23 protein-coding genes are annotated in these 25,693 nt (G+C 55.7%); 14 read left to right on the top strand and 9 right to left on the bottom strand.

Annotation, left to right across the window (positions count from 1 at the left end):
* The first annotated feature begins 72 nt into the window (after positions 1-72).
* Together ggt and EV681_RS02605 are read left to right on the top strand one after the other, a co-directional pair.
* Positions 73-1,860 (top strand): gamma-glutamyltransferase, encoded by a 1,788-nt coding sequence (gene ggt, locus EV681_RS02600; RefSeq protein ID WP_207226995.1) that lies wholly within the window; start codon positions 73-75, stop codon positions 1,858-1,860.
* 390 nt (positions 1,861-2,250) lie between these two features.
* Complete coding sequence (locus tag EV681_RS02605; RefSeq protein ID WP_130303238.1) at positions 2,251-3,306, top strand: NAD(P)H-dependent flavin oxidoreductase; 1,056 nt, start codon at positions 2,251-2,253, stop codon at positions 3,304-3,306.
* A 133-nt stretch (positions 3,307-3,439) separates the two neighbouring features.
* Here EV681_RS02605 and EV681_RS02610 read toward each other — a convergent pair whose 3' ends face one another.
* The 3 genes from EV681_RS02610 to EV681_RS02620 are packed head-to-tail and all read right to left on the bottom strand — an operon-like array spanning position 3,440 to position 6,766.
* Positions 3,440-4,633, bottom strand: a complete 1,194-nt coding sequence (locus EV681_RS02610; RefSeq protein WP_130303239.1) for an MFS transporter — start codon at positions 4,631-4,633, stop codon at positions 3,440-3,442.
* A 46-nt stretch (positions 4,634-4,679) separates the two neighbouring features.
* A complete protein-coding gene (locus EV681_RS02615; RefSeq protein ID WP_130303240.1) occupies positions 4,680-6,056 on the bottom strand; it encodes a CoA transferase in 1,377 nt (458 codons plus the stop codon).
* On the bottom strand, positions 6,053-6,766 hold the full coding sequence (locus EV681_RS02620) for a nitroreductase family protein (protein ID WP_130303241.1): 714 nt from the start codon (positions 6,764-6,766) through the stop codon (positions 6,053-6,055). Before EV681_RS02620 ends, EV681_RS02615 begins: the two co-directional genes overlap by 4 nt.
* Here EV681_RS02620 and EV681_RS22470 point away from each other — a divergent pair.
* The 6 genes from EV681_RS22470 (at position 6,765) to EV681_RS02645 (ending at position 12,041) form a co-directional block, all read left to right on the top strand.
* Positions 6,765-7,019, top strand: coding sequence for a hypothetical protein (locus tag EV681_RS22470; RefSeq protein ID WP_165392919.1), 255 nt, complete (start codon positions 6,765-6,767; stop codon positions 7,017-7,019). The genes EV681_RS02620 and EV681_RS22470 overlap by 2 nt on opposite strands.
* Before the next feature lie 93 nt (positions 7,020-7,112).
* Complete coding sequence (locus EV681_RS02625) at positions 7,113-8,075, top strand: TauD/TfdA dioxygenase family protein (RefSeq protein WP_130303242.1); 963 nt, start codon at positions 7,113-7,115, stop codon at positions 8,073-8,075.
* Positions 8,076-8,091: 16 nt separating this feature from the next.
* Positions 8,092-9,060: an ABC transporter permease gene (locus tag EV681_RS02630; RefSeq protein WP_242612117.1), complete on the top strand. Its 969-nt coding sequence runs from the start codon at positions 8,092-8,094 to the stop codon at positions 9,058-9,060.
* Positions 9,050-9,760, top strand: coding sequence for an ABC transporter ATP-binding protein (locus EV681_RS02635; RefSeq protein WP_130303243.1), 711 nt, complete (start codon positions 9,050-9,052; stop codon positions 9,758-9,760). The genes EV681_RS02630 and EV681_RS02635 overlap by 11 nt, the downstream gene beginning before the upstream one ends.
* 43 nt (positions 9,761-9,803) lie before the next feature.
* On the top strand, positions 9,804-11,009 hold the full coding sequence (locus tag EV681_RS02640; RefSeq protein ID WP_128393806.1) for an ABC transporter substrate-binding protein: 1,206 nt from the start codon (positions 9,804-9,806) through the stop codon (positions 11,007-11,009).
* A 60-nt stretch (positions 11,010-11,069) separates the two neighbouring features.
* Positions 11,070-12,041, top strand: coding sequence for a TauD/TfdA dioxygenase family protein (locus EV681_RS02645; protein WP_128393807.1), 972 nt, complete (start codon positions 11,070-11,072; stop codon positions 12,039-12,041).
* Between the two features lie 224 nt (positions 12,042-12,265).
* Here the strand turns inward: EV681_RS02645 and EV681_RS02650 are convergent, their stop codons facing one another.
* Complete coding sequence (locus EV681_RS02650) at positions 12,266-12,973, bottom strand: pirin family protein (RefSeq protein WP_130303244.1); 708 nt, start codon at positions 12,971-12,973, stop codon at positions 12,266-12,268.
* Between the two features lie 192 nt (positions 12,974-13,165).
* On the opposite strand from EV681_RS02650, the gene EV681_RS02655 reads away from it, so the two are divergent.
* Positions 13,166-14,113 (top strand): LysR family transcriptional regulator, encoded by a 948-nt coding sequence (locus EV681_RS02655; protein WP_128393809.1) that lies wholly within the window; start codon positions 13,166-13,168, stop codon positions 14,111-14,113.
* Between the two features lie 104 nt (positions 14,114-14,217).
* Here EV681_RS02655 and EV681_RS02660 read toward each other — a convergent pair whose 3' ends face one another.
* Positions 14,218-14,484 carry a hypothetical protein gene (locus EV681_RS02660; protein ID WP_128393810.1) on the bottom strand — a complete coding sequence of 89 codons (267 nt, stop codon included), beginning with the start codon at positions 14,482-14,484 and terminating at the stop codon, positions 14,218-14,220.
* Positions 14,485-15,407: 923 nt separating this feature from the next.
* Here EV681_RS02660 and EV681_RS02665 point away from each other — a divergent pair.
* The 4 genes from EV681_RS02665 (at position 15,408) to EV681_RS02680 (ending at position 19,280) form a co-directional block, all read left to right on the top strand.
* Complete coding sequence (locus EV681_RS02665; protein WP_130303245.1) at positions 15,408-16,295, top strand: SMP-30/gluconolactonase/LRE family protein; 888 nt, start codon at positions 15,408-15,410, stop codon at positions 16,293-16,295.
* 146 nt (positions 16,296-16,441) lie between these two features.
* Positions 16,442-17,425 (top strand): TRAP transporter substrate-binding protein, encoded by a 984-nt coding sequence (locus EV681_RS02670; protein ID WP_423191189.1) that lies wholly within the window; start codon positions 16,442-16,444, stop codon positions 17,423-17,425.
* Between the two features lie 20 nt (positions 17,426-17,445).
* Positions 17,446-18,006: a TRAP transporter small permease gene (locus EV681_RS02675; RefSeq protein WP_207226996.1), complete on the top strand. Its 561-nt coding sequence runs from the start codon at positions 17,446-17,448 to the stop codon at positions 18,004-18,006.
* A complete protein-coding gene (locus EV681_RS02680; protein ID WP_128393813.1) occupies positions 17,997-19,280 on the top strand; it encodes a TRAP transporter large permease in 1,284 nt (427 codons plus the stop codon). Before EV681_RS02675 ends, EV681_RS02680 begins: the two co-directional genes overlap by 10 nt.
* A gap of 140 nt (positions 19,281-19,420) precedes the next feature.
* On the opposite strand, the gene EV681_RS02685 is transcribed toward EV681_RS02680, so the two are convergent.
* Genes EV681_RS02685 through sauS form a run of 3 tightly spaced genes read right to left on the bottom strand, consistent with a single transcriptional unit; the run spans position 19,421 to position 23,747 of the window.
* The gene (locus EV681_RS02685) at positions 19,421-20,752 is read right to left on the bottom strand and encodes an MFS transporter (protein ID WP_130303246.1); all 1,332 of its coding nucleotides are present in this window, start codon (positions 20,750-20,752) and stop codon (positions 19,421-19,423) included.
* 45 nt (positions 20,753-20,797) lie between these two features.
* Entirely contained in the window at positions 20,798-22,324 is a 1,527-nt protein-coding gene (locus EV681_RS02690; RefSeq protein WP_242612118.1) for an AMP-binding protein, read from the bottom strand.
* Positions 22,317-23,747: an acylating sulfoacetaldehyde dehydrogenase gene (gene sauS / locus EV681_RS02695; protein WP_130303247.1), complete on the bottom strand. Its 1,431-nt coding sequence runs from the start codon at positions 23,745-23,747 to the stop codon at positions 22,317-22,319. Before sauS ends, EV681_RS02690 begins: the two co-directional genes overlap by 8 nt.
* 206 nt (positions 23,748-23,953) lie before the next feature.
* On the opposite strand from sauS, the gene EV681_RS02700 reads away from it, so the two are divergent.
* A complete protein-coding gene (locus EV681_RS02700) occupies positions 23,954-24,712 on the top strand; it encodes an IclR family transcriptional regulator (RefSeq protein ID WP_130303248.1) in 759 nt (252 codons plus the stop codon).
* A 63-nt stretch (positions 24,713-24,775) separates the two neighbouring features.
* Here EV681_RS02700 and EV681_RS02705 read toward each other — a convergent pair whose 3' ends face one another.
* On the bottom strand, positions 24,776-25,657 hold the full coding sequence (locus EV681_RS02705; protein WP_130303249.1) for a LysR family transcriptional regulator: 882 nt from the start codon (positions 25,655-25,657) through the stop codon (positions 24,776-24,778).
* Between the last annotated feature and the right edge of the window lie 36 nt (positions 25,658-25,693).

Raw genomic sequence — 25,693 nt, forward strand, 5'->3', positions numbered from 1 at the left:
ACCCAGCCTTTACAACGAGAGTTTTCTCAGGTTGTTCAGGATATACATCTAAAAAAATCGAGGAGTACAGACATGTTGTTCGACAAAAGAATAAGCCGGCTTGCGCTGTCGGCAATCTGCATCAGTGTCGCATTGGCGCTGGGCGCCGGCCAGGTTACGGCGCAGGAAGCACCCGCTGCAGCAAGCACCGTCAACTTGCCGGCACCCCCTACCATCAAGTATGACTACGACATGGATATTTTCCATCCGGTCAGCGCCAAAAACGGCATGGTGGCATCCGAACAGCGCCTGGCCTCTGAGATCGGACTGGAAATTCTCAAAAAAGGCGGCAATGCGGTCGACGCGGCGGTGGCTGTGGGTTTTGCCCTGGCCGTGGCCTTGCCTAATGCCGGCAACGTGGGTGGTGGCGGTTTTATGATGGTGCACGACGCCAAGTCGGGCAAGACCATTGCGCTTGATTTTCGTGAAATGGCCCCATCAAAGGCCGGCCGCGACATGTATCTGGATGACAAGGGCCAGGTCATCAATAATAAATCGCTGTATACCCACTTTGCCGTTGGCGTACCGGGGACGGTCAAAGGGATGGAGCATGCTCTGAAAAAATGGGGCACCATGCCGCTGGCAGAGGTGATGCAGCCGGCCATTGCCCTGGCAGAAAAGGGATACGCCGTCAGCCCGACGCTGGCCGAAGCGTTGGCCGTGGAAAAAGACAACCTGGGCAAGTGGGAAAACACAAAGGCCATTTTCTTCAAGGATGGCGAACCGCTCAAGGCAGGCGAGCAACTGGTCATGAAAGATCTGGCCAACTCCATGAAAATGATTGCAGAACAGGGTAGTGATGCATTTTACAAGGGCGCCATTGCCGAGCAGATCGTCCAGGAAATGAGCAAGCATCAGGGTCTGATCAGCAAAGAAGACCTGGCCAACTACAAAGTGGTGGAACGCGAGCCGGTGACCGGCGATTATCGCGGTTACAAGGTTGTATCCATGCCGCCTCCGAGCTCGGGCGGTATCCATATCATTCAGATGTTGAATGTGCTGGAACACTTCCCGCTGAACGAATCGGGCCCCAACAGCGCCAAAACCATTCGCCTGATGGCAGAAACCATGAAGCGCGCTTATGCTGACCGGTCCGAATATCTGGGTGATACCGATTTTGTCAAAGTGCCGCAAAAAGGCCTGATCGCCAAATCCTATGCTGACGATCTGGCCAAACTGGTGGCCGAAGAGAAGGTGACGCCTGCCAAGGATATCAAGCCCGGCGCGCCGCAGAAATATGAAAGCGACCAGACTACCCATTACTCTGTTGTAGACAAGGACGGCAATGCAGTCGCAGTCACTTATACGCTGAATCTGAATTTCGGCAGCGGGATTGTGGCCGGCAATACCGGTATTTTGCTGAACAATGAGATGGATGACTTTTCGGCCAAACCGGGCGTGCCCAATGCTTTCGGCCTGATTGGTGGGGAAGCCAATGCCATTGAGCCTGGCAAGCGGCCATTGTCGTCCATGACACCAACCATGGTACTCAAGGACAACAAGCCCTGGCTGGTGACCGGTAGCCCCGGCGGTGCCCGCATTATCACAACTGTGTTGCAGACGCTCACCAACAGTATTGATTTTGGCATGAACCCGGCTGTTGCTGCTGCCCTGCCGCGCTTTCACCACCAATGGCTGCCGGACGAACTGCGGCTGGAACCCGGATTCAGTCCCGATACCATCGAGCTGCTGAAAAAACAGGGTTACAAGGTCGTCGTCAAGCCCACAATGGGCCGCACGCAAACCATACAGATTCGCGACAATATGATGTATGGCTATTCTGATCCGCGTAATCCGGATGGCGTCACCCTGGGGTATTGAATCAAGTGGTGAGTAAGAGTATGGACGGCCTGCACGCGTGCAGGCCGTTTTTCAAAGAAAATGGCGGCTGCACAGGCGGGCGCCATTTTTTTTTTGAATACCTGGGGTGCGACGCTGCTGAGGTTCGCTCTACCTTGTGCTCAGCCCTGTCCGGTAGCGCGCGACGCCTTGTTCTGTTGGTTTTGTTTATAGCGACTATGCCTATGCCGGCTACGTCGCCCTCACCCAAAACCCCAATGCGATGTATGACAAGGGCAAATTTTGCCTGCTGCTTTGGTATGATGGGCCGGCAAACCTGATGTCGGACATCGTAAAGCGCTGCATGTGTTGACCCGTGCTGTTGCTGCATTTGGCCCGGCCGGGCCGAGCAGTCACGCAAAAAGGAATGTCATGAGCAAATCACTCGTCCAATTATTGAATACAACATATCCGCTGATTCAGGCGCCTATGGCGGGCGTGACCACGCCGGCACTGGCCGCTGCCGTATCGGAGGCGGGAGCACTGGGCTCATTAGGGCTGGCGTCAGCCTCGCTGGATCAGGCGCGCAGTATGATCACCGAAACCCAGCGCCTGACGCGCAAGCCGGTAAACATCAATTTCTTCTGTCATCGGCCGACTACGCCGGACCACGCAGCCAGCCAGGCATGGCTGGCGCACCTGCGTCCCATGTTCGAAGAGTTCGGGGCCACACCGCCGTCTGAACTGAAGGACATTTACCGGCCGTTTCCCGATTACCAGGATATGCTTGAACTGGTGCTGGAAACCCGTCCGGCGGTGGTCAGTTTCCATTTCGGCCTGCCGTCGCAGGAATATATTGACGCGTTGAAAAACGCCGGCATCGTCTTGATGGCCAGCGCAACCACGCCGACAGAGGCTCGGCAGATAGAGGCTGCCGGCATTGATGTGCTGGTTGCCCAGGGGTATGAAGCCGGCGGACACCGGGGCGTATTCGAGCCGGAGAAGGGCGATGCCCAGTATGGTACGTTCGCCCTGGTGCATATGCTGGCAACCCAGTCCGCATTACCGGTGGTGGCCGCTGGCGGCATTATGGATGGTGCTGCCATCAAGGCCGCGCTGGCCCTGGGGGCGGCTGGCGTGCAATGCGGCACGGCATTTATACTGTGTCCGGAATCGGCCGCCAATGCCGCCTACCGCAAGGCATTGCAAAGCGAACGCGCTTATGACACTCGTGTTACGACAACCCTGTCGGGGCGTGCGGCGCGTGGCTTGCGCAATCGCCTGTATATTGATGAACCGGCAAGCGCCCGTCCGCCCACCCCTGGCTATTCCATGACCTATGATGCGGCCAAGGCATTGAACGCCGCCGCCAGCGCCAAAGGTAATGATGAGTTTGCCGCACAATGGGCAGGCCAGGCCGCAGCGCTGGCCCGGGCGATGCCGGCTACGCAAATGGTGCAGACGCTGGTTACGGAAGCGGGCTGGTAAACCGGCAAGAATCCATGTTGGATCAGCCAGTGCGCCCGGAAGTGCATCGGGCGCCAGGCTAGCACGCGAGCGTCGTCGCCATCGTAATATTCATCACAAACGTAATTGTGACCACAAGCGTCATCGTAATGGGCTATGTGCGCAGTTGGTGTCTGCGCAGAATAACACCCCGCATCAGGAATATCACCAGGCCGATCAGCGTCATCAGCAGGCCCGCCCATACAGGCGAAACCAGACCCAGACCGGCGGTAATGGTGATGCCGCCCAGCCAGGCGCCCAGTGCATTGGCGGCATTGAAAGCGGCATGCGTCAAGGCGCCCATCAGCGTCGGCGCCTGCGGGGCACTCAACATGATCTGAACCTGCATGGAAGGCACCACCAGCATAGAGCTGAACGCAATGCCAAACATACAGATCAACAGCATCCAGGGAGAGCTTGCCGTCAGGCCCAGAATAAACAGCACAATCAGCACGCAGCTAAAGCCGATGATGATTCCCTTTTGTTGATATTTATCAGCCAGATAGCCGCCCAGCAGGTTGCCGCTGGTCATGCCGGCGCCAAAGGTCATCAGGGCGACCGGAATCATCGCCGCAGGCAAATGGGCTACATCCGTCACCATGGGGCCAATATAGGTATAGACGGCAAAAATGCTGCTGGTGCCGATGGCGATAATCAGGAGCAGAAACCAGGCTTTGGGTGTTTTCAAGCCATGCAGTTCCTGGCTGACCGGGTTGCCCTTGAGTGCCTCTGATTTGGGTAGCCAGCGCCATAGACAGCCGAAGGCCACCAGACCAAACAGCGCTACCAGCAGGTAAGTATTGCGCCAGCCCAGCACCTGTCCGGCAAAGGTGGCAGCAGGCGCACCAATGATATTGGCCACGGTCAGGCCCAGCAGGATCAGCGAAACAGCCCTGCCGGTCTTGCTTTTACCGACCAGATGGGCGCCGGCCACAACGCCCGCGCCAAAATAGCAGCCATGCGGCAGCCCGGTCAGAAACCGCGCCACAATCAACCATTCGATAGAGGGTGCCAGCGCTGACAGCACATTGCCTACAATGAACATGAAAAACAGCAGAAGCAGAAACGGTCGCCGATGCAGGCGTGCGCCTGCCATGGTCAGCAACGGCGCGCCGGCCACAACGCCAATGGCGTAGGCTGAAATGGCATGACCGGCAGTCGGTATGCTTACCTGCAGATCGCTTACGATCAGCGGTAATATTCCCATGCTGGCAAATTCAGTGGTGCCGATACAAAAACTGCCCAGGGACAGCGCGAGCAGGGCCAGGGCCACGTGTTGTGGCGTCGTGCCGGAAGTTGAAGGTTGCATGAGGCAGGTAGGTGAAGTGGGGTGCGCAGGGAGGCTATCAAGCCGTTTAGTCGGTCCGCCAGGACGGATCGTCACTGCCCCAAAGACCGCCGACCTGTGAAAAACGGGCGTGGCTGTCTATGGCAAAGGCAGGAAGCGATTGTATAACGATTCCTGATGGGCTGGGCTGGCGCAACTGCCACGGTGACACATCGGCAAGTGAAATACCTTTATCGGTGGCGGCACCACTGGCAAGCAGCCAGTTGGCTGTCGCCAGCAAATGTGCCTGTACGCGCCAGGTGCCACCCTGTTCGCTGCGCCATTTGAGCGCACGCAATATGCCGGCCGCCAGCAGATAGCCGGTGGCATGATCCAGCGCCTGCGCAGGCAGGGCCCCGGGCGTGGCACCGTCCGCAGATTCCAGCATGCCAATGCCGGTTGCCGCCTGCACGATACTGTCAAAGCCGCGTCGATCCCTCCACGGACCTGCAAACGTCCAGGCCGATAGCGTCGCGTGAATCAGATGGGGGTAGGTTCGGGCCAGCGTTGCACTGTCCAGCCCGAAAGCCGCCAGTGCCTGCGGGCGATAGCCTGTGACCAGGACATCGGCGGTGCTCAATAGTTCATGCAGTCTGTGCAATGCTTCGGGTTCACGCAAGTCGAGCAGGGCAGAGCGTTTATCGGCACCGGTGTCCACATGTTGCACCGGCAGCTCCGGCATGGCCGGATTATCAATCCGCAACACATCGCAGCCCAGATAAGCCAGTGTGCGCGTGGCAACGGGTCCGGCAATCACGCGGGTCAGATCCAGCACCCGTGGCCGCCCCTGCTGGGGGCCGGGCGGTATTGGCGTTTGCCGCGCGATATTGTCTATGGATAGCAGCGGCACGTCAGCGGCTTGCTGCGCTTGTTCCGACTGCTGCCATTGCGCAGTATCGCGCACCTTGACGGCAATGCCTTTGGCTGCGGTTACTGTTTCTTCTACATCAATAGCGCGCCACTGTTTGAGGGTATCGGCCAACTGTTCACGCGGGCACGCATCGGGCAGGCCAAGCGCCTCCAGCAGGCGCTGGCGGTGATGGGGATAGTTGCCATGCAACCTGACCCAGCCATCTTTGGTTTGAAAAAAACCTGAGTGAGACTTGAATACCGCAGCGTGCTCGCCGTCGATTGTTTGCAATTGATCATTGCGAAAGGCAACAGACACTTGCGCGGGCTCGACCGTCACGGTCTGCGCCTGGCGCAGATCGGCGGCGGACAATGCGGCAGCAGCCACGGCGCCGCATGCCAGTTCATTGACCTGCAGATTGGACGGTAAAAAATTTCCCGCACCCAGTTGCAGATGTTCTTGCACATACCGTGGTGGCAGTTGCAAAACGGGCAGCAGTGAACAAAGGAGGCTGTTGGACTGCGGCGCTTGCAGGGGGCGGGCGGCGTCGGTCATGATGCCTGTTCCTGTCCATCAGCGTGAAACACCGTAAATTCATCAACCCCAATCCGGCTGGTGGAAAACTGATTGGCCGGATGTTCGGTATCCTCATAGCCCAGCGAAATACCGCAAGCGATGATCTGGTCGTCTGCGATTTGCAGGTGTTGGCGAATGATTCCGGGATAGTTGCTCAGTGCCGCCTGGGGGCAGGTATGCAACCCCAGCGATCTGGCTGCAATCATGATGGTCTGGATAAACATGCCGGTGTCCATCCAGCTGCCGGTCTCCATGTCGTTGTCCAGCGTAATGAACAGGACAACCGGTGCATCGAAAAACGCAAAATTGCGGCCATGCTGGCGTTTCATGCCGGCCTTGTCCTCGCGGGTGATGCCCAGCGTGTTGTACAGCGACCAGCCGGTTTCGCGCCGTCTTGCCAGGTAAGGTTCGCGCCATTTTACCGGGTAGTATTGGTACTCACGCTGTTCCTGCTCGCCATTGTCGTGTGCCTGCATCAAGGCCTGCGCCAGGGCGTCGCGCGAGGCGCCGCTCACCACATGAACTTTCCAGGGCTGGATGTTACTGCCGCTGGGTGCGCGGGCGGCCGCATGCAAAATGGTGCGGATGTCGTCGGTGGAAACCGGATCGGGCAAAAAGCCGCGCACGCTTTTGCGGGTCAGGATGGCCTGCAGGGTTTCATTTTCGAAGTGGGGGTCTCGGCTATTCATGGGAACTCGTCTGGTCGTCGGGCATGGAAGTCAGTTGAAATACGCAGCCATCAATACAAAAGACGGCAACTTCACTTTACCATTTTTTGCGTGTGCGCAATATGGTCGGGCGGGGTTGGCACTTGCAGCAACGGCCATTGTTTCATCCTCCCCATGCCAGGCATTGCATTTGAAAATGACCACAAATTCTAATGCGAATCGGGTCTTTTCTTATCGCGAAAAAAACGTTCCCTATTCAAAGTGGCCTGCGTAGACTTTGTCAGACGGTGATCGTCATAGCATAATATTTATCACAGTTGCCATATCACCGGACAGCAGTAATCAATCACCATAAGGAAATCGTCCTATGAGTACCACAGCATTGAAGGTCCGGGAACTTCCCGTCAATCAACAGATCCAGGTTCTGCCCCAGTCCGGTTACACCGGTGCGCTGATCACCGGCGCCAACCTGACCAAGCCGCTTTCCCGCGAGCAGATTGCCGCCATACGTGGTGCGCTGAACAAATGGGGTGTGGTGTATTTCCGGGATCAGCACCTGAATCACGCCCAGCATATCGCTTTCGGCCGGCAGTTTGGCGACGTAACACCGGGACATCCTTATGAAGGTGATCTGGCGCCCAGCGGTTTCCCGGAAATTCACACGGTATCGCCTGAGGCCTACAAGAAACGCTATGGCGATCAGTATCGTCGGCAGGAGGGCAGTAACGGTCCGGGCTGGCACGCGGATGTGACGCCGCTGATCAACCCGCCAGCCTACTCAATCCTGCGCGCCGAAGTCGTGCCCGAATTTGGCGGCGATACTCACTTTACCAATGTGGCTGCGGCCTATCGTGGTCTGTCCAGGCCAGTACGTGATCTGATCGACACGCTGCGCGCCGAGCATCGTTTCGGCTCCAGCCAGAACGCTGAGCGCAGCAATGAGAAAATTGGCGAATGGGTGCGCAACAAGCCGTTGGCATCGGTGCATCCAGTGGTGCGGATACACCCGGACACAGGCGAAAAAGTGATTTACGTCAATCCGTCATTCACGCGGCACATTGTCGGTGTATCAGCCAGGGAAAGCCGTCATATCCTGGATTTGCTGTTTGAACACATTGCCAACCCCGTCTACACCGACAGATTCCGGTGGGAGCCCGGGTCCATCGCTTTCTGGGACAACCGTGCGGTACTGCACCTGGCCCCGCGTGATTTTGAGCATCTGGATGTGGCGCGCATATTACACCGTATTACCCTGGTGGGCGACGTTCCAGTCGGACCGCTGGGCGAGCGCTCAAGCTCGATTGAAGGCCAGCCGTTTCTGGCGGCATGAGTCCGGGTGTCGGCCAGTGAACAGGCCGACACCGGTGATTAACCTGAAAGTGGACATGAACACGATGGTTTCCCCTTCTTCCGGCATTGTTTCATCGGTCGTTGATTACCCAGTTGAACTGCTGACCCGACAATCGCCTGCGAACCTGTACGGTAGCCGCGCCATGGAACCGGCCGGGTTGGTTGATCCTACAGTCATTGCACAAACCCGCCAGCGGCCAAGTCGCATTCCGCGCTCTGTGCAACGCTTGCTCGGGCCGCTGTTGCTATTGGGATTATGGCAGTTGTTCAGTTCTGCGCAGATTTTCGATCCGCGTACGACGCCAGCGCCATACAGCGTTCTTAGCACTGCCTATGCGCTGCTGGCCTCAGGCGAATTACAAACGCATTTATGGTCGTCGCTGCAGCGCGTGCTTGCCGGCCTGGCGCTGGGCCTGACAGTCGGTCTGACAGGCGCCATCGCAAGCGGATTGTCGCGAGCCGGGGAAAACATCGTGGATGCCAATATGGAAATTCTGCGGGCGGTACCCAATTTCGCTTTGTTGCCCGTTCTGATTGCCTGGTTCGGAATTGGCGAGGATTCAAAGATCATTCTTATCTCTCTGGGCGTGCTGGTGGCCATCTATATCAACACCTACAGTGCAATTCGCAATGTTGATGCATCGCTGATAGAGGCGGCCACCACATTAGGCGTGCGGCGCCGCGAGATGATTACGACTGTAATTTTGCCGGGCGCGCTGCCGGGCTTTCTCGTGGGCCTGCGCATTGCCCTGACCAGTGCCTGGCTGGCGCTGATCTTTGCCGAAACCATCAATGCCCCGTTGGGGCTGGGCCGGATGATGTCCGACGCACGCGAGTATTTCAGGGTCGATATTATTTTTGTCCTGCTGGCGGTATATGCGATGCTGGGCCTGCTCTCGCTCAGCCTGGTTCGGTATCTGGAATCACGGTTGCTGCAATGGCGGAGGGTATTTGATGGCCAGTAATCCTGCTGCTGTCCAGGTTCAATCGCTGGACAAGCTATTCGGTACCCGCAAGGTCCTTGACGGGCTGTCATTGACGGTCGGGCAGGGCGAGTTTGTGGCGCTGCTCGGGCGCAGCGGTTCAGGCAAAAGCACCTTTTTACGCGTGCTGGGGGCGCTTGACGCAGAGGTCAGCGGTCAGGTGCGGGTGCCGGCCAGGCGTGCCATTGTGTTTCAGGAACCCAGGCTGTTGCCGTGGCAGCGGGTCTTGCGAAATATCACAGTTGGATTGCCCCGGAATGGGTCCACACGCCAGCGTGCTGTTGAGGCATTGGATGAGGTAGGGCTGGCGCGCCATGCGCAGGCCTGGCCGCGCACGCTGTCTGGTGGTGAGGCGCAGCGCGCCGCGCTGGCCCGGGCATTGGTGCGCGAACCGCAACTGCTCTTGCTGGATGAACCATTCGGTGCGCTTGATGCATTGACACGGCTGCGTATGCATGTGCTATTGCGCAATCTGTATGAGCGACACCGGCCGGCCGTGCTGCTGGTGACGCATGATGTGGATGAAGCCATGTTGCTGGCCGATCGTGTTCTGGTGCTGACAGACGGCCATATCGCCTTTGACGAACCCGTCGCCATTGACGATCCGGTTCGACGCAATAGTCCGCGCTTCGGTCAGCTGCGCGCTGCGCTGTTGCAGGAACTGGGTGTTGCGCAAGCCTGAGCAGAATAATTTTTTCGTGATCAATTAACAAGGAGAGGTCGCCATGCAGTTGCTCTTTTGCCGTCAGATGAACCGGTTTCGTTCCAGGATATGCGCCCAGGTGCGCCTGCGCACCGGCATCCGAACCTTGTTGCTCATGTGCTTGTCCGGAATGGCGGTGGCGGCAACAGAGGATCAGGCCAGTCTTTCCCAAAAGCTGCAGGATGCCGTTCCCGCGGGCGTGCGTCTGGTTGTCGCAGAACAGAGCGACCAGTTTTCCATTCCATGGAAAATCTCGGGGCTGGGTGCGAACGCGCCATACAACATTACATTTGCCAATTTCAACGGCGGGCCGGCGGTGTTGGAAGCACTGGTGGCTGGCGCGGTTGATGTTGGTTTCATCGGCGAAGCGCCGTTGCCCATTGCGCTGGCTGCTGGCGTCAAAGATCTGAAGGTGATTGCCGCCATTGCCAATCCGGGCAGCCCGGGCAATATTTTTCTGGTGGCCCAACCCGGTAGCGGTATTCAGAAAGCATCCGATCTGGCGGGTAAAACGATTGCCTATCCGCCTGGCACGGGTCGACATATGATCCTGAGCGGTATCCTGCATTCGGCCGGTCTGGATATTCGCAAGGATATCCGCAACGTGGCACTGGCCGGATCGGAAGTCGCGCCAACGTTCGCTTCGCGTTCAGTGGACGCAGCCATTGTCCTGGGCCAGCAATTGTTCAGGTTGGGTAGCCCGCCGATTATTGAAGATGGCACAGGGCATAACTGGGGCCTCAATGTATTGGTCACGCGCCAATCGGTCTTGGACGATCCGGACAAAGTGCGGGCGCTGGCAGATCTGACACGACGCGCGGTACAGGTCCTGAATTGGCAACAACGTCACGCAGCACAATGGATCAACGCAAGCTATGTGAAGCAGCAAGGACTGACGTATGAGCAGGGTAAATATCTGTACGACAAATCAGGGCTGGGCACCTACTACCCGATAGAAAACCGGCTCAGGCAGGTTTATCAGCAGATCGCTGACGGTCTTTACGAAACCGGTGCATTGCAGAAAAAGGTAACGGTTGACCCATTTCTTGATGCGCGATTCAACGATATTGTCGTCGCCCAAAATCGTCTGGACGGCATGGTGCCCAAGCCGCTGGCGAATGATCGGCATGCGGTGATTGCATCGCAAGGCGCGCAGACGCCGGCCACCGATGCCAAGGCCGATGTCGCGCCCATCGCGCTCGCACGACCAGCCCTGGCGGCGCCTTGAATTTACCGCAAGTTCAATAACCTGAGGTTGCAGCCGTGCAATCATCTAAAAGGATTTGATATGTCATATGTACTTGAAGCAACAGATGCACAGGCGGTGGCCACTGCCCCGTTACCGACAACGCAGCTGTCCATTACGCCGCTTACCGCGCATATTGGGGCGCAAATAGATGGTCTGGACTTGCGCTTTACCCTGACGCCAACGCAGATTGCTGGCATTCGCGCAGCACTGCTCAAGTGGAAAGTTATTTTCTTTCGCAATCAGTACCTGAGCCATGAACAGCATGTGGCATTCAGCCGGCAATTTGGCCAGCTTACCGTTGGTCATCCTGTCTTTGGCTATGTGCAAGGTCATCCAGAAGTCTATTCGGTCGGACGCAATCGCAAGGCCAACCGCTTTGATGGTCAGCGCCTGGTGCGACCGTGGACAGGCTGGCATACTGATGTCACTGCTGCCGTGAATCCGCCTTTTGCTTCCATCCTTCGTGGGGTAACCATTCCCCCTTATTCAGGCGATACCCAATGGACCAATCTGGTAGCTGCCTATCGCGGATTATCACCAACCCTGCGCGCATTCGTAGATACGCTGGTTGGCGAGCACCGCTTTGCGCCGCCGGAGGGCGCCCAGCCGAAGACGGCGTTTGAGCAGGATGTCAGGAAACGTCCTTTGGTCAGCCACCATCCGCTGGTTCGGGTGCATCCCGAGAGCGGCGAGCGGGCGCTCTATGTCAGCCCGTCATTTCTTAAAAATATTGTGGGTCTTGCGCCGCGCGAAAGCGAGCAGTTGTTGCAGTTGCTGTTTGAACATGTGATTCGACCGGAATACACCGTACGTTTCAAATGGGAACCCGGATCAATTGCGTTTTGGGATAATCGTTCTACAGCCCATCTACCACCGGTAGATATATTTGACACTGCATTTGATCGCCAGCTTTACCGTACCACGCTGGTGGGCGATATCCCGGTTGGGCCGGATGGCTCCTCATCGGTAGCCATTGAAGGCGAACCTGTCCTGGCGCATCGTGCCGACTGAAATAGCATAAAATCAATTAGCAACGATCAATTTTCAACGATCCGTTTTACAACGTTTTTACCATCGGTCCGGCCCGTTGTCTCCTCCTGCCGGATCGGTGGCTTTTCATTATATGGCGATTGACCTGCAACTGCGGCAAGACCTCTATGCGTCTGGTGCCATTCTGGCTGCAGGCCGCAACTGAATGCGGTGCCTGCTGTCTGAACGGCCAGCGGCAGTGACGCTTAGAATAGCGCAGGCAGATCAAACACCAATACTTCGGCGTTGCTGCCATTTTCCAGAATCACGGATTTTTCATCCGTAATTTTCAACGCATCGCCTGCCTGTAGCTGCCGGCCATTGACAGTCACGCTGCCTTTGGCCACATGCACATACCCAGCACGTCCTTCAGCCAGTTCGTGGCTCAGTGCGGGATCGCCATTCAGGATGCTGGCATATATTCTTGCATTCTGATGGATCAGCACTGAACCCTGCTCCCCGTCGGGGGAAGCGATCAGGCGCAGGCGGCCTTTTTTCTCTGCCGGTGTGAAGGCTTTTTCTTCATACCCGGGAGCGATGCCGGCTCTGTCCGGTTCAATCCATATTTGCAGAAAGTGCACTGGTTGCTCGGCCGAATCATTATATTCGCTATGCATGATACCGGTTCCGGCGCTCATGCGTTGCACGTCGCCGTAGCCAATGGCCGAACCGTTGCCCATACTATCGGAGTGAGCCAGTTTGCCTTCCAATACATATGAGATAATTTCCATGTCGCGATGACCGTGTTTGCCAAAACCGCGTCCAGGTTGTACCCGGTCCTCGTTTATCACAAGCAACGGGCCAAATCCGGTATGAGCGGGGTCATGATAGCCGCCGAATGAAAAAGAATGACGTGAACTTAGCCATCCGTGCTCGGCAACACCGCGTTCTTCGCTTTTTCTGATATTTAGCATTTTATTTATTCCTTGATAATTGATTGGGGTGTTTCAAAGGCCGCATTTCAATTGCGTTTGCAATGGATCTGCACTGAATGCAGCGCGTCCTCTGTTGCACCACTGATACTGTTATTGTATGGGGTATATTACGGATTCTGAAGACCGAAATTCGGAACTCTTTTTCCTTTATCTGGAACAATCAAAACCGTCATGACACTTAACGCAAACGACCTGATTCTTTTTGCCCAGGTCATGGATTCCGGTAGTTTTTCCGCCGCAGCAGACCGGCTCGGCCTGCCTAAATCCACTCTGTCGCGCCGCATTAGCGGATTGGAGACAGAGCTGGGCGAGCGCCTGATCACTCGCAGCACGCGCAAGCTGATGATCACTGAGTTTGGCAGCGAGGTCCTCGAACATGCCCGACGGCTGGTCAATGAAACGGAAACGACAATGGCTTTCGCCCTGAACCGGCAGGCGACGCCTCAGGGAACATTGCGGGTGTCATTTCCTCCCGATTTTTTTGAACATGCGCTCGCCGAGTTTTTGCCTTTGTTTTCAGAACAGCATCCGAATGTGCGGCTGGAGCTGGATCTGTCTGCAAGACGGGTGGATCTGCTGGCTGAACGATTCGATGCTGCGATTCGTGTGGCTACCTCCTTGCCCGATGACAATAGCCTGGTCGCCCGCCGTCTTGCGACACTGGTGACGTCCCTGTATGCCAGTCCTTCTTATATGATCAAGCATGGCCCGCTGCAGCAGCCGGAAGATCTGAAGACACATCGTGGACTGATGCTGATGAATAGCATGGGTGACATTCGGCGCTGGCGATTGAGCCGCGGCACCGATTTCTGGGAAGGCTCGCCAGCCTGCATGTTCAGCTCAAACTCCCTGGGGCTGCAGCGGACCATGGCGCTGCACGGCATGGGCATCGGCGGTTTGCCCGAACCCATGGCCCGGCCGTTTGTTGAAAACGGCACGCTGGTGCCTGCGTTGCCGGGCTGGAATTTACCCGAAGCGATCGTCTGGTGCGTTACGCCCGGGCGCCGTTTGCTGTCGCCAGCCACACGAGCATTTATTGAAGTATTCAGCCAGGTCATGAAGGGGAATGCTGCTTACCGAATTGCGGATATCAAAGCGCTGCTGGCCAGCCAACCGTAACAATCAACCAAAAATAGCCTGATCAACAAAGAAAAAGCCATATCCGTTGTGGAATATGGCTTTTTTTACGCTATGCCAGCTGTAATAGCTGGCGCGTTCCTGACTTAGTCACCCAGGTATTCGTCTGCAGGATGTTCTGCCTGATAGGCAGCCAGATCGCGTTGCACATCAGCACGGCTATCGGTGCTGCGAACCAGAATGGCAGGGTAGGCAGAATCGTTGGTGTCGCTTTGTTCAACGATCAGATTTTGCTGCACGGGGCTGACCGCATTTTCAGGGAAGCCATATTGGCTTTCTGAGAAACCGGCGGCGTGGGCGGCGCCAGTAGCAAAAGCGGCACCAAAGATAAGGGAAGCAAGTACGTTTTTCATGATTGTTAACTCCATAAATGATCGGTAGAAATCTGCGCAAGTGTGAATCGGTTTTGATGCACTGCAGGTTTCAGTGACTTCATTATGGACTTCTAAAATCGATAGAAAAATACTTATTACAGAATTATGAATTCCATATATGGAACAATAAGTATATATACTGGCGATTGATTTTAACTAATTCCATATTTGGAATAAGCTATCGGCCAATATACACCAATCCGCAGATCAATTGTTCAATCTAATCGATCGATGCTGCTGCGCATCACAGTATTGTCCAGCTATTTGGCAGTTTTGCAGGAATCAAAAAAGGGGTGCCACGGCTGGTGGCAGAAGCTGCCTGTGGTCACTACCGTGGCCCTTTTTCTGCTATGTACTGTTTATGGAATATGCAAGGCTGTCATGATTTACAAATGTCATTGGCCGATTGCAAATGTGGTGCTTTTGCCGCGTGATGATGGGCAATCTTGTGCAGGTTTTTAACTCGGGAACGGCCTCGTGGATTCACGCGACAAACAAGGGATATCCCGAATTAATGAATGCTTGACAGCCAAAATATTGAATTCCATACTACGCACATACTTGTATGATGTCATACAATGAAAAGCGCAGATCATCCTCATGAAATCCATTTTTCTGTTTTCCTTCTGCTTGCCGCGAGTCTTGGCTTTTTACATGAAGCAAAAGGAAACTTTCACGGAACAGCATGGCTCGCTCGGCAACTTTTCCTCGCACTCTCCAGGAGGATGCAAATTGGGCCGAAGGCAGAAAATCTTATCGGACGTCATATCCCTTTATCGATATGGGCGGCCCATGTTCCACCAGACAGGCGGCACTTGTCGTGCAAGCGCGCCGACCCTGCAACGACTTGCGTACGGTAATGATGAGTGTGATGCCTGCACGGCCAGGACAGGAGTATTTGCATGACGCACGCCCATGTTGATCGTGTCGGCAATATGCTGTGCCAGGTGGGAGAAAGCCCGGTATGGCATCCGCAGCACCAGGCACTTTACTGGACTGACATTCCGGCCAGGCGATTGTGGCGCTATGGGCCAGCGAGTGGCGCGATAGATCAATGGTCTTTGCCCGAGATGGCCGGCTGCATCGCCATGCGGGCCGATGGCTGGCTGGCAGCCATGGAAACCGGAATTTTTTCTCTCTCTGATTTGACGGCGGCCGATCCCGCCCCAAGCGTGCAGCCTATGGCAACTGTGATGCATGCGCGTTCGGGTATGCGTTTTAACGACGGTCGCTGCGATCGCCAGGGTCGCTTCTGGGCCGGCACCATGCTCATGGACATGGCTGCAGGCGCGCCGGTAGGCCGGCTATACCGTTACGCGGCCGGTGAGCTCGCCATGCCGCTGGCCGAGCCGATGATTGTGCCAAATGGCATGGCGTTTAGCCCCGATGGTCGCCATATGTATCTGTCGGACTCCCATCCATCACGCAAGACGGTGTGGGTGTATGACTACGATCCCGACACCGGATTGCCGGCCAATCGGCGCGTTTTCATTGAAGCCTTGCCTGCCGGACGTCCTGACGGCGCTGCAATAGACCAGGATGGTTGCTACTGGATTTGTGGCAACGAAGCGGGACGGGTCTATCGCTATACGCCCGCCGGCCTTCTGGATCGCACTGTGCAGGTGCCGGTTCCCAGGGTTGCCATGTGCGCCTTTGGCGGCCGCAGTCTTGATACGTTGTTCGTGACCAGCATACGCCCCGCAGATGCGGCGGCTGACGCCCTGGATGGTGCCGTGTTCGCCATCAAGCCGGGAACTTGCGGTATGCAGGAGCCAAGCTATCGTGATTAAGCGAGTGCGGTTAGGCGATTGTGATCAATGATAGAAACCGGCTCTTGCTGGTCGGCGCGCAGCATTGCAGTAACCACGCTTTACCGTTTTATCAATCAATCAGTTCTTATCAAACAACAATATCAGTTCCAACCCGGAGGAAGACAATGCAATTGGCCCCCAGCCGTTTCGGTCAGATCGTGACCGCCGCCATGTTTGCGTTTGCAGGCATGAGCATCGCCCAGGCGCTTGAGCTGCGCTCGGCAGACATTCACCCCAGTGACTATCCCACAGTGAAAGCGGTGGAGTATATGGGCGATCTAATCAAGAAAAAAAGCGATGGCCGTATTACGGTCAAGGTATTTTCAGGCAGCAAGCTGGGTAGCGAAGACGACTCGATCGAACAGGTCAAGCTGGGAGCGCTGGCCATGGCGCGGGTGAGTAGTGCTGCCATGCATAACATCTGTGAAACCACACGGGTACCGTCGCTGCCATTTCTGTTTCGTTCAGTAGAGCATCAACACAAAGTGCTCGATAGCGATATCGGAAGCCAGATTCTCAAGTCTTGCGAAGATGCTGGTTTTGTAGGTCTGGCATGGTATGACAGTGGCGCGCGCTCCATGTACACCCGCAACAAACCGGTTAAAACCGTTGCGGATGTCAAAGGGATGAAGATCCGGGTACAACAGTCTGATCTGTCGGTCGCCATGGTTGAAGCGCTTGGTGCCAACGCGACACCTATGCCGATGGGCGAAGTGTATACGGCCCTTAAGACCGGCCTGGTGGACGCAGCAGAAAATAACTTTCCCAGCTACGATAGCGGTCATCATTTTGAAGTGGCCAAGTATTTTTCGCTGACAGAGCACACGATGACGCCGGAGATCCTGGTGTACTCCAAACGGCAGTGGGACAAGCTGCCTGCAGCGGACCAGCAACTCATTCGCCAGGCAGCTCAGGAGTCGGTTCCTTATATGCGCAAACTGTGGGCAGAGCGTGAGGAAAAATCCCGCGCGGTCGTGGAAAAAGGAGGGGCGCAAATTGTAGAGCCGGACAAAGCCTCGTTTCAGGCGGTAATGAAGCCGGTCTATGATCGCTTTATTACGACACCGCAAATGAAGGATCTGGTTGCGCGCATCCAGGCTGTGAAATAGGACTTGTGATGACTGCGCAAATGATTGAATCCAAAACCGTTGGCGATGTTCATGCGGGGAGGCCCGGCTGCGGCCGGACTTCTCCGCTGGATCTGTATACGCGCGGATGCGCACTGCTGGCGCGTCTGTGCATGATGGCCAGCGTTGCCGGTCTGGTCTGCCTGATTGCTGCCGTGGCATTCCAGGTATTCGGGCGTCATGTCCTGAACAACACACCTACATGGGCTGAAAGCCTGTCGTTGCTGCTGGTGCTGTTTGTGACGATGATGGGGGCCGCCGTGGGAGTGCGTGATGCCGGGCATATCGGTTTCGAATCGCTGGCCGATCTGCTGCCGCCTTCGCTCAAGCGTCGGCTATGCATTTTCGTGCATATGCTGGTGTTGCTGTTTGGCGCGATGATGGCGTGGTATTGCGGTGAGTTGGCAGAATCGGTGCATGCAGTGAAAATTCCCAATCTTGGTCTTTCCGAGGCATGGAAGTATGTGCCTGCCTTGCTCTCTGGTGTGTTGATCGTCTTGTTTTCGATCGAACATATTATCGCGATATTGCGCAATAAAAAGGTGGTGCCCGCATGGCTTTGACGCTTCTTTCCATGTCGTTCATCGGCTTTCTGGTGATTGGCGTGCCGGTTGCCTTTGCCATTGGCCTGGCATCCATCGCCACGATCGCTTTTGAAGACCTTCCCATTGCCGTCGCGTTCCAGCAGATGACATCTGGCATGAACGCTTTTTCCTTCCTGGCAATTCCGTTCTTCATTTTTACCGGGGAACTGATGCTGTACGGCGGCATCGCCGATCGCATTGTCAACTTCGCCAAGTCCATGGTTGGGCATGTGCGAGGTGGCCTGGGCATGTCGAATGTGATTGCATGCACACTTTTTGGCGGCGTGTCGGGGTCCCCGGTGGCAGATGTATCGGCCATGGGTTCGGTCATGATTCCCATGATGAAACGCGAAGGTTACCACGCCGATTATGCGGTCAACGTGACCACGCATGCTGCGCTGGTCGGGGCGCTGATGCCTACCAGTCATAACATCATCATCTACACGCTTGCGGCCGGCGGTAAAGTATCCATTGCCGCGCTGATTGCTGCCGGTATCGTGCCGGCGGTGATCCTGACACTGTGCAATCTGCTTGCCGCCTACCTGGTTGCGCGTAAACGCGGTTATCCGGCGGGCACGTTTCCCGGATGGCGTATCGTGTTCACGTCCATGGTGGCCGCCATACCCGGGATGTTTGTGATTGTGTTGATCATCGCCGGGATATTGAGCGGGGTATTTACAGCCACGGAATCGGCGGCCATTGCCGTGCTCTACTCGTTGCTGCTCACCGGCCTCGTGTATCGTTCGTTGACCATGCAGCAATTTGTGCGCGCCGCTGCCAAGGCAGTAAAGACGACCGGCGTGGTGTTGTTATTGATCGGCATTTCAGCCACGTTCGGCTACCTGATCGGCTTTTATGGCGTAGCAGAAAAAACCGGCGAACTGATGTCCTCCATTTCCACCAGCCCATGGGCTATCTTCCTGATGGTGAATGTGGCGCTGTTTGTACTGGGTACGTTTCTGGATATGGCCGCCACCATTCTGATCTGTACGCCGATCTTTCTGCCGATTTGCATGCAGTATGGCATGGGGCCGGTGCAATTTGGAATTGTGATGCTCCTTAACTGCGCCCTGGGCTTGAATACGCCGCCGGTTGGCACTACGCAGTTTGTTGGCTGCGCCATTGGCCAGGTGTCGGTGGGGACTGTCATGCGTACTATCTGGCCGTTCTACGGAGCACTGATTCTTGCTCTGGCGCTGGTGACCTATGTACCCGCCTTTTCGTTATGGCTGCCGGAATTGTTGTTGAAGTAATGTGTCCGGTATGAAGCACGGGCCTCGCATATTTTTATGGATGCGAGGCCCGTTCCCACTGTAATGCCAGTTGTCATGGATGCGGCTTGTTGCGTGCTGCCTGGCGCCAGGTATGGCATCGGGCAGCAAAGCACGCCAGATCAGCGCTTTTGGCTTGACGATACGCCAAGCGCAAAGGCCGGAGCTGGTCTGGCCTTGAACTGAAAGTCGACTGGCTTGGTTGCCGCGTCATTCACGGTCCGGTTCGGATCGATCATCAGGGCTGCAATGGCGCCTATCAGCAGCAAACCGCCGGAAATCAGAAACGGCAGAGTATAGTTACCCGTTGTCTGGATCAGGAACCCGAAGACCACGGGTGAAATTGCCCCTGCCAGGCCGAAACCCGAATTCATCATCCCGCCTGCTGTGCCCGCATACTTGCCGGCAATATCCATGGGCAGGCTCCACAGGACCGGATTGGTCAGTTCAAGAAAGAAAAAGCAGGCGGAAATAAGGACGATTGCAATAAGCGGATCACGGATGAATATCATGGGCATAATGCACAGGAACGCCAGAAACAGGCCCAGTGAGAGTACCGATACGCGGGCAAAGCGCAGGCGTTTGGTGCGGATATACAGCTTGTCTGAAATCACCCCGCCAAGGGTATCGCCGATCACACCGGCCAGCAGCGGCAGCGTCGTAAACAGCGCCATCGCTTTCAGATCAAATCCCCGGTCGTCCTTCAGGTAAGAGGGCAGCCAGGTCAGAAACACCCAGAGGGACCAGCCGTAGCAAAAATCCACAAAAGTAACCAGCCACATTTTGCTGATCATGTCTTTCCATGGCGTTTTCCCTGAAGCCTTGTTCTTGCGGGCCGGCTCGCCGATTTCCTCCAGTTCTGCAGGGGTAATGGTTTTGTGTTGATGGGGCGTATCGGTAAACAGAAGCAGATAAGCCAGCGTCCACAGCAGGCTGATCGCACCCAGCACGATAAACGCCTCGCGCCAGCCGGCGTAATACACAATGGCCAGGACAACAGGCGGGGTGATAGCGCCGCCCAGACGCGAAAAACTATGTGTAATGCCCTGAGCAAAACCGCGAGAGGACTTGGGCATCCATGAGGTCATGGCGCGCGTGGCTGTGGGAAAGGCGCCTCCTTCGCCAACGCCCAGCAGTACGCGCATAATCACAAGTGCCATCAGGCCGCCAATGAAACCGGTCAGCAATGTCGCCAGCCCCCAGATCAGCGAAAGGATAAGCAGGATTTTTTTCGGCCCGAATCGGTCAGCCAGCCAGCCGCCCAATATCTGCATGACCAGATACGGATAGGCGAAGGCGGAAAAGATGAAACCAAGCTCTGTCGGCGACAGATTGAACTCTTCGGCGATAAACGGTGCTGCGACGGCGATGTTGACCCGGTCTACATAGGCAATAAAATACATTGCGCATAGCAGGCCCAGTATCATATGTCTGGTTTTTATGTTCCTGATCATGTTGTCTCCTTGATGATTGAATCATGTTTTCTGTTCCGGCAATTTCTACAGCTCCAGCAATTTCAGGCGTTGCACCTTCCCTGAAGGTCCTCTTGGTAACTCTGTGACAAAACGGAACGCGGCAGGCGATTTGTAGCTGCCCAGCTCCCTGATACAAAACTGATTGATGTCCTGGATAAGGTCATCGTCGTTTCTGGTCGTCACGCGTTTTACGATATAAGCTGCGATATTCTGGCCATAGTGCTTGTCGTCTATTCCAACCACAGCGGCATCCAGTATGTCTGGATGGGCCAGTAAAATTTCGTCGATCTCGCGCGGTGCGATGTTCTCACCTCCTTTGATAATCAGCTCCTTGACACGTCCGGTAATAAAATAAAAGCCCTCGCTATCGCGGTATCCCAGATCGCCAGTGCGCAGCCAGCCGTCTGCCGTAAACGCTTTTTGGGTCTGTTCGGGCGATTTGTAATAGCCGAGCATGACGTTGTCACCCCGGACTAGAATTTCCCCTTTTTCTCCCGGTGGCAAATCCTTGCCCTGCTTGTCGACAACCCGGGCCTGTACGCCCGAGGGGCGACCGATGCTGCCGATTTTGCGTTGCGCCGGATCATAGGGGTTGCTGAAGATGGGTGCTGCCGTTTCTGTCATTCCCATGGTCTCGATAATGCCGATACCAAATTTTTCTTCGAATGATTTGTGATGGAAGGGCGCCAGTGCTGCTGATGCAGAGCGGCAGAAGCGGATTCGGCTGCGGTCAATGGCGCAGGGGTTCTCGTCATTGATCAGATAGCTGATGATGGTGGGTACGGCATTGATCCAGGTGCACTGGAATTTCTGAACCCGGGGCCAGAAATGCGTGGCCGAGAACTTGCCATCAATAATGACAGCGGCGCCGCACAGCAGCGGCGTCAATATGTTTACCACAAGTGCATTAATGTGATACAGCGGCAGCACGCAAAGGCAGCGATCCGATTTTTCCAGTTGGTGTTCGCTGGCAATGGCCCGGGCACTGGCCAGCAGATTTGCATGGCTAAGTACGACACCCTTGGGAACACCAGTGGTGCCCGATGTGTACATGAGCAGGGCGGGCAGACTGGCGCTAACGGCCTGGCCTGTGCTTGACGGCAGCGGGGCCAGCGTTAATGTGGGTAGCGTTGCCGCATCTGGCGTCGTGGCCACTACCATCGCCTGCGCGCCACTGGCTTTCAATGCAGCGCAGACTACCGGTTCCAGCTCTGTGGTGGTAAAGACGATTCTGGTATCGGCGTGGCCGAGAATATACGCCAATTGCTTTTCCTGGCAGAGCAGGTTGATCGGATTGACGACATAACCGCCATACATGGTGGCAACAATGATTTTGGCCGTGTTTACACCATTGGGCATGAACACCGAAACCGTGTCGCCACGGCCAATGCCCAGCGCTGCCAGCTGTCTGGCAAAGCCCTTGCATTCACTTGCGATAACGCCATAGGCCATCGCCTGCTCGTTGATGGCGTCGACAAGGTACGGATCGGACTCGTATGTTGCTGCATTTCGATCAAGCAGGCCGGTGATGGTTGTTGTGGTTTCAGGCACGATGAAATTTCTCCAGGTAGTCGGCAAAAATCGTCTCAGCCTGAGGTTCTGTGGCTGCGATTGTCTGAACCACGCGTGTGATATTCATATAGTGGCGATAATTCATGTTGTCCGAAAAGCTGTTACCGCCCCAGGTGCCGCAACCCATGGACAGGGAAAACGGCAGGCCGTTGTCAAAATTGCCGCCAGTGGCAAAGCAATGCGCCTGATTGACGATCACTCGGGATACCGGCAGCGTCATGCCCAGGTCCTGTGCGCGTTCTGTCTGGGTCGTATGCAGACCGACGGAGTGACCGGCTCCCATATAGTCGTAAATGCTGCTGGCAATGCGTTTTGCATCGGCAAAGTCAGAGGCTTTATAGACGGTCAGAACCGGCGCCAGCTTCTCGCCGGAAAAGGGATGTTTACTTCCGAAACCGGTCTCTTCTACCATCAGAAAGCGAGGCGCGGCAGGCGTTTGCGTGTCGCCGATTTGCGCGACCTGCATCATCTGCGCGGCATCCTTGCCGGAGAAGACGGCACTTAGCTTGCCGTCATGCCACATAAGATCCTGCAGACGTTGCTTGTCTTGGTCATCAAGCATGAGGCCGCCTTCATCGGTCAGTGCCGCCAACATGGCGTCATAAACTGATGCATCGATAATGACGCTGTTTTCTGAAGAGCAGCTTGTGGCGTTGTCAAAGGTCTTGGACTGGCGAATCAGGCTGGCTGCGGCCTTCAGATCGGCTGATTCGTCCACGATCACAGTGACATTGCCCGCGCCGACCCCGAAAGCCGGTGTGCCGCTAGTATGGGCCATGCGCACATTGGCCTGGGATCCGGTAGCGACAACCAGATCGGCGTGCTGCATCAGGGTGGCGGTTGCGGCCTTGCTGATGGGCTCGGGCAACATTTGTACCAGGTCCCGCGGGACGCCTATACGGTCAAATTCGGCATGAATGAACTGGAGCAGCAGCCTGCTGGTGCCGGCCCCTTTGGGCGACGGGGCCACGATGATGGCGTTGCCGCATTTGATGGCATTGATGATTTTGTTGGCCGGGGTCGCGCCAGGGTTGGTCGACGGCGTAATGGCTGCGACAACACCTGCGGCACGGGCAATTTCCGTGATACCGCTATTGGCGTCGCAGCGGATGATTCCTGTGGATTTGACACCATCCAGATCGCGCAACAGTCCCAAGGTTTTGCGATGATTCTTGCGAATCTTGTCAGGCACATTGCCCAGGCCTGTGTCGGCAACCGCCAGTTCAGCCAACTGGCGGTTCCTTTCGGGCTCCATGATCGCCCAGCCCACTGCCAGTACGGCCTGGTCAATGCGTTGCTGGTCGAACGTGGAAAACAGGCATTGGGCAGTACGGGCCCGCTGCACCAGTTGTAAGACCGATTGCGTGATGTATTCCGGACTGCTTCTGTTGATGGTATCCATTGTTGCTCCCTGGACTAATGAAATCGAATTTGTAATATTTCTGAAAATATAGGGTATGCTCAACGCTCAAAAGTCCCGATAATCGACATTTCGCATTTGCCGCAGAGCACAAGAAATGCTTTTTGTTGATTTTCGGGACAAAGAATCTATAGTGAAGAGGAAAAACAAGAGGCCCCAGAGCCCGAAACAAAGGAGGAAGCAAGGATATGAGCGCAACGGAGAACGCGGCAGCCATCAGGTCGTTTCGTGTGCTGGAAATACTGGCCGTGGCTGGCCGACCCATGCAATTGAGCGAAATCGTCGAGCAGATCAATCTGCCAAAACAGACTGTGCACCGTATCGTCAAGCTGCTGGAGGCGGCCTGGCTGATCGTGCAGGTGTCAGACAGTAAAAAATATGAATGCTCGGCGCGGATACGCAACTTTTCGGTGAAGGTGCTCATGAGCTCGGGCAGTCTGGCCGTTGCCCGACACGCGTTGCTGAGCGAACTGGTTGAGCAGGTGCAGTTAAATTGCAACCTGACGGCGATCAGCGGTCATGAAATTATTTATCTGGATCGGGCACAGCATCCTGCGGCCATCAAGCTGGGCCTTAAACCTGGCTCGCACGTACCGATGCATTGTTCGGCCAGCGGCAAACTGTTATTGAGTCTGTTGCCCAAGCAGCGGCGCGACCGGCTGTTGCACGCGCTGCCGCTGCGTGCACGAACCTCGCAAAGCATTACACAGTCGGATCAACTGGAGGCCGAGCTTGCGCGAACCAGGAAGCGACGCTACGGCATCAGCCGCCACGAGCATGTGGAAGGCATGAATGCAATCGCGGTTCCGGTTTCATTGGGCAAGAACCGGATCTGTGCTGCAGTTGCGGTGCAGGCATTTGAAGAGGAAAAGAGCTTTGATCAGTTGATGGAACTGATGCCGCAACTGCAGCGCACGGCACAGGAGATTGCGCAGACGTTTTTGTAGCTGTTGTAAAGCCTCTGCTATTGGTGCTTCTATTGGAAAACGAGCGCTAGGCGGGGCGACAGATCATCCGGCAGCGAGCATCTGAATAAATTCCTGCGTATATTTGGGCAGTGCGGAAAATGATCGCATGACGATCAGTTGATTGCGCTTGGCCCAGGGGTCGCTCAGATGAACAATGTCGACCAGCTTTCTTTTGGCAGATCGCCTGGCAATCGACAGCGGTATCAGGGAAATGCCCACGCCTTCCTGTACACAGTGCAACGCGGCATCGAAATCGGGCAGGTGTACGCGGACATTCATATTTCTGTTCAGCTTATTGGCAATTTGCTGTAAATATAGAAAGTTGCTGCTGCGTTTGCCTACCGATACCAGCTCGTGCTCAAAAGCCATATCCACCGTGATGTGATCAGCTATGGTAAGTGGATGGCCGCGAGGCGTAACAAAAACGAGCTCGTCATGGCCATACTCAATGGCCTCTAAACCTCGCAAATGGACAACGCTGGCTACCAATCCGATATCGGCAAGGCCATCGTGTACCGCCCTGACGCTTTCTTCGCTCAGGTGCTCTTCCAGCTCAATATTGATCGTCGGGTGGCTGGCCAGAAAACGACTGAGCGGTATCGGTAACGGACTCAATGTGCTGCTATTGGCAAAAACCTTGATATGCCCGGTGACGCCGGCGTTATAGCGGGTCATCTCGGTTCGCAATTGATCGGCGCTCGAGAGCATGGCTTCGCCGTAGCGATATACCGACTCCCCTGCAGAGGTCAGGACCATGCCCCTGGCGGTTCGATCAAATAGCGATACACCCAATGCATTTTCGAGATTTTTTAATCGGTAACTGGCCGATGGAGCGGTCATGTGCATATTCATCGCCCCGATGCTCAGGTTCTTTGCATCGGCAATGGCCATAAAAACGCGAATATCAGTCAGCTCATAGCGCATGGTTGGACCGGGGTTCCTGGAATAAAACCATAGTTT

The organism is Advenella incenata, assembly GCF_004217095.1.
GTDB lineage: Bacteria > Pseudomonadota > Gammaproteobacteria > Burkholderiales > Burkholderiaceae_B > Advenella > Advenella incenata.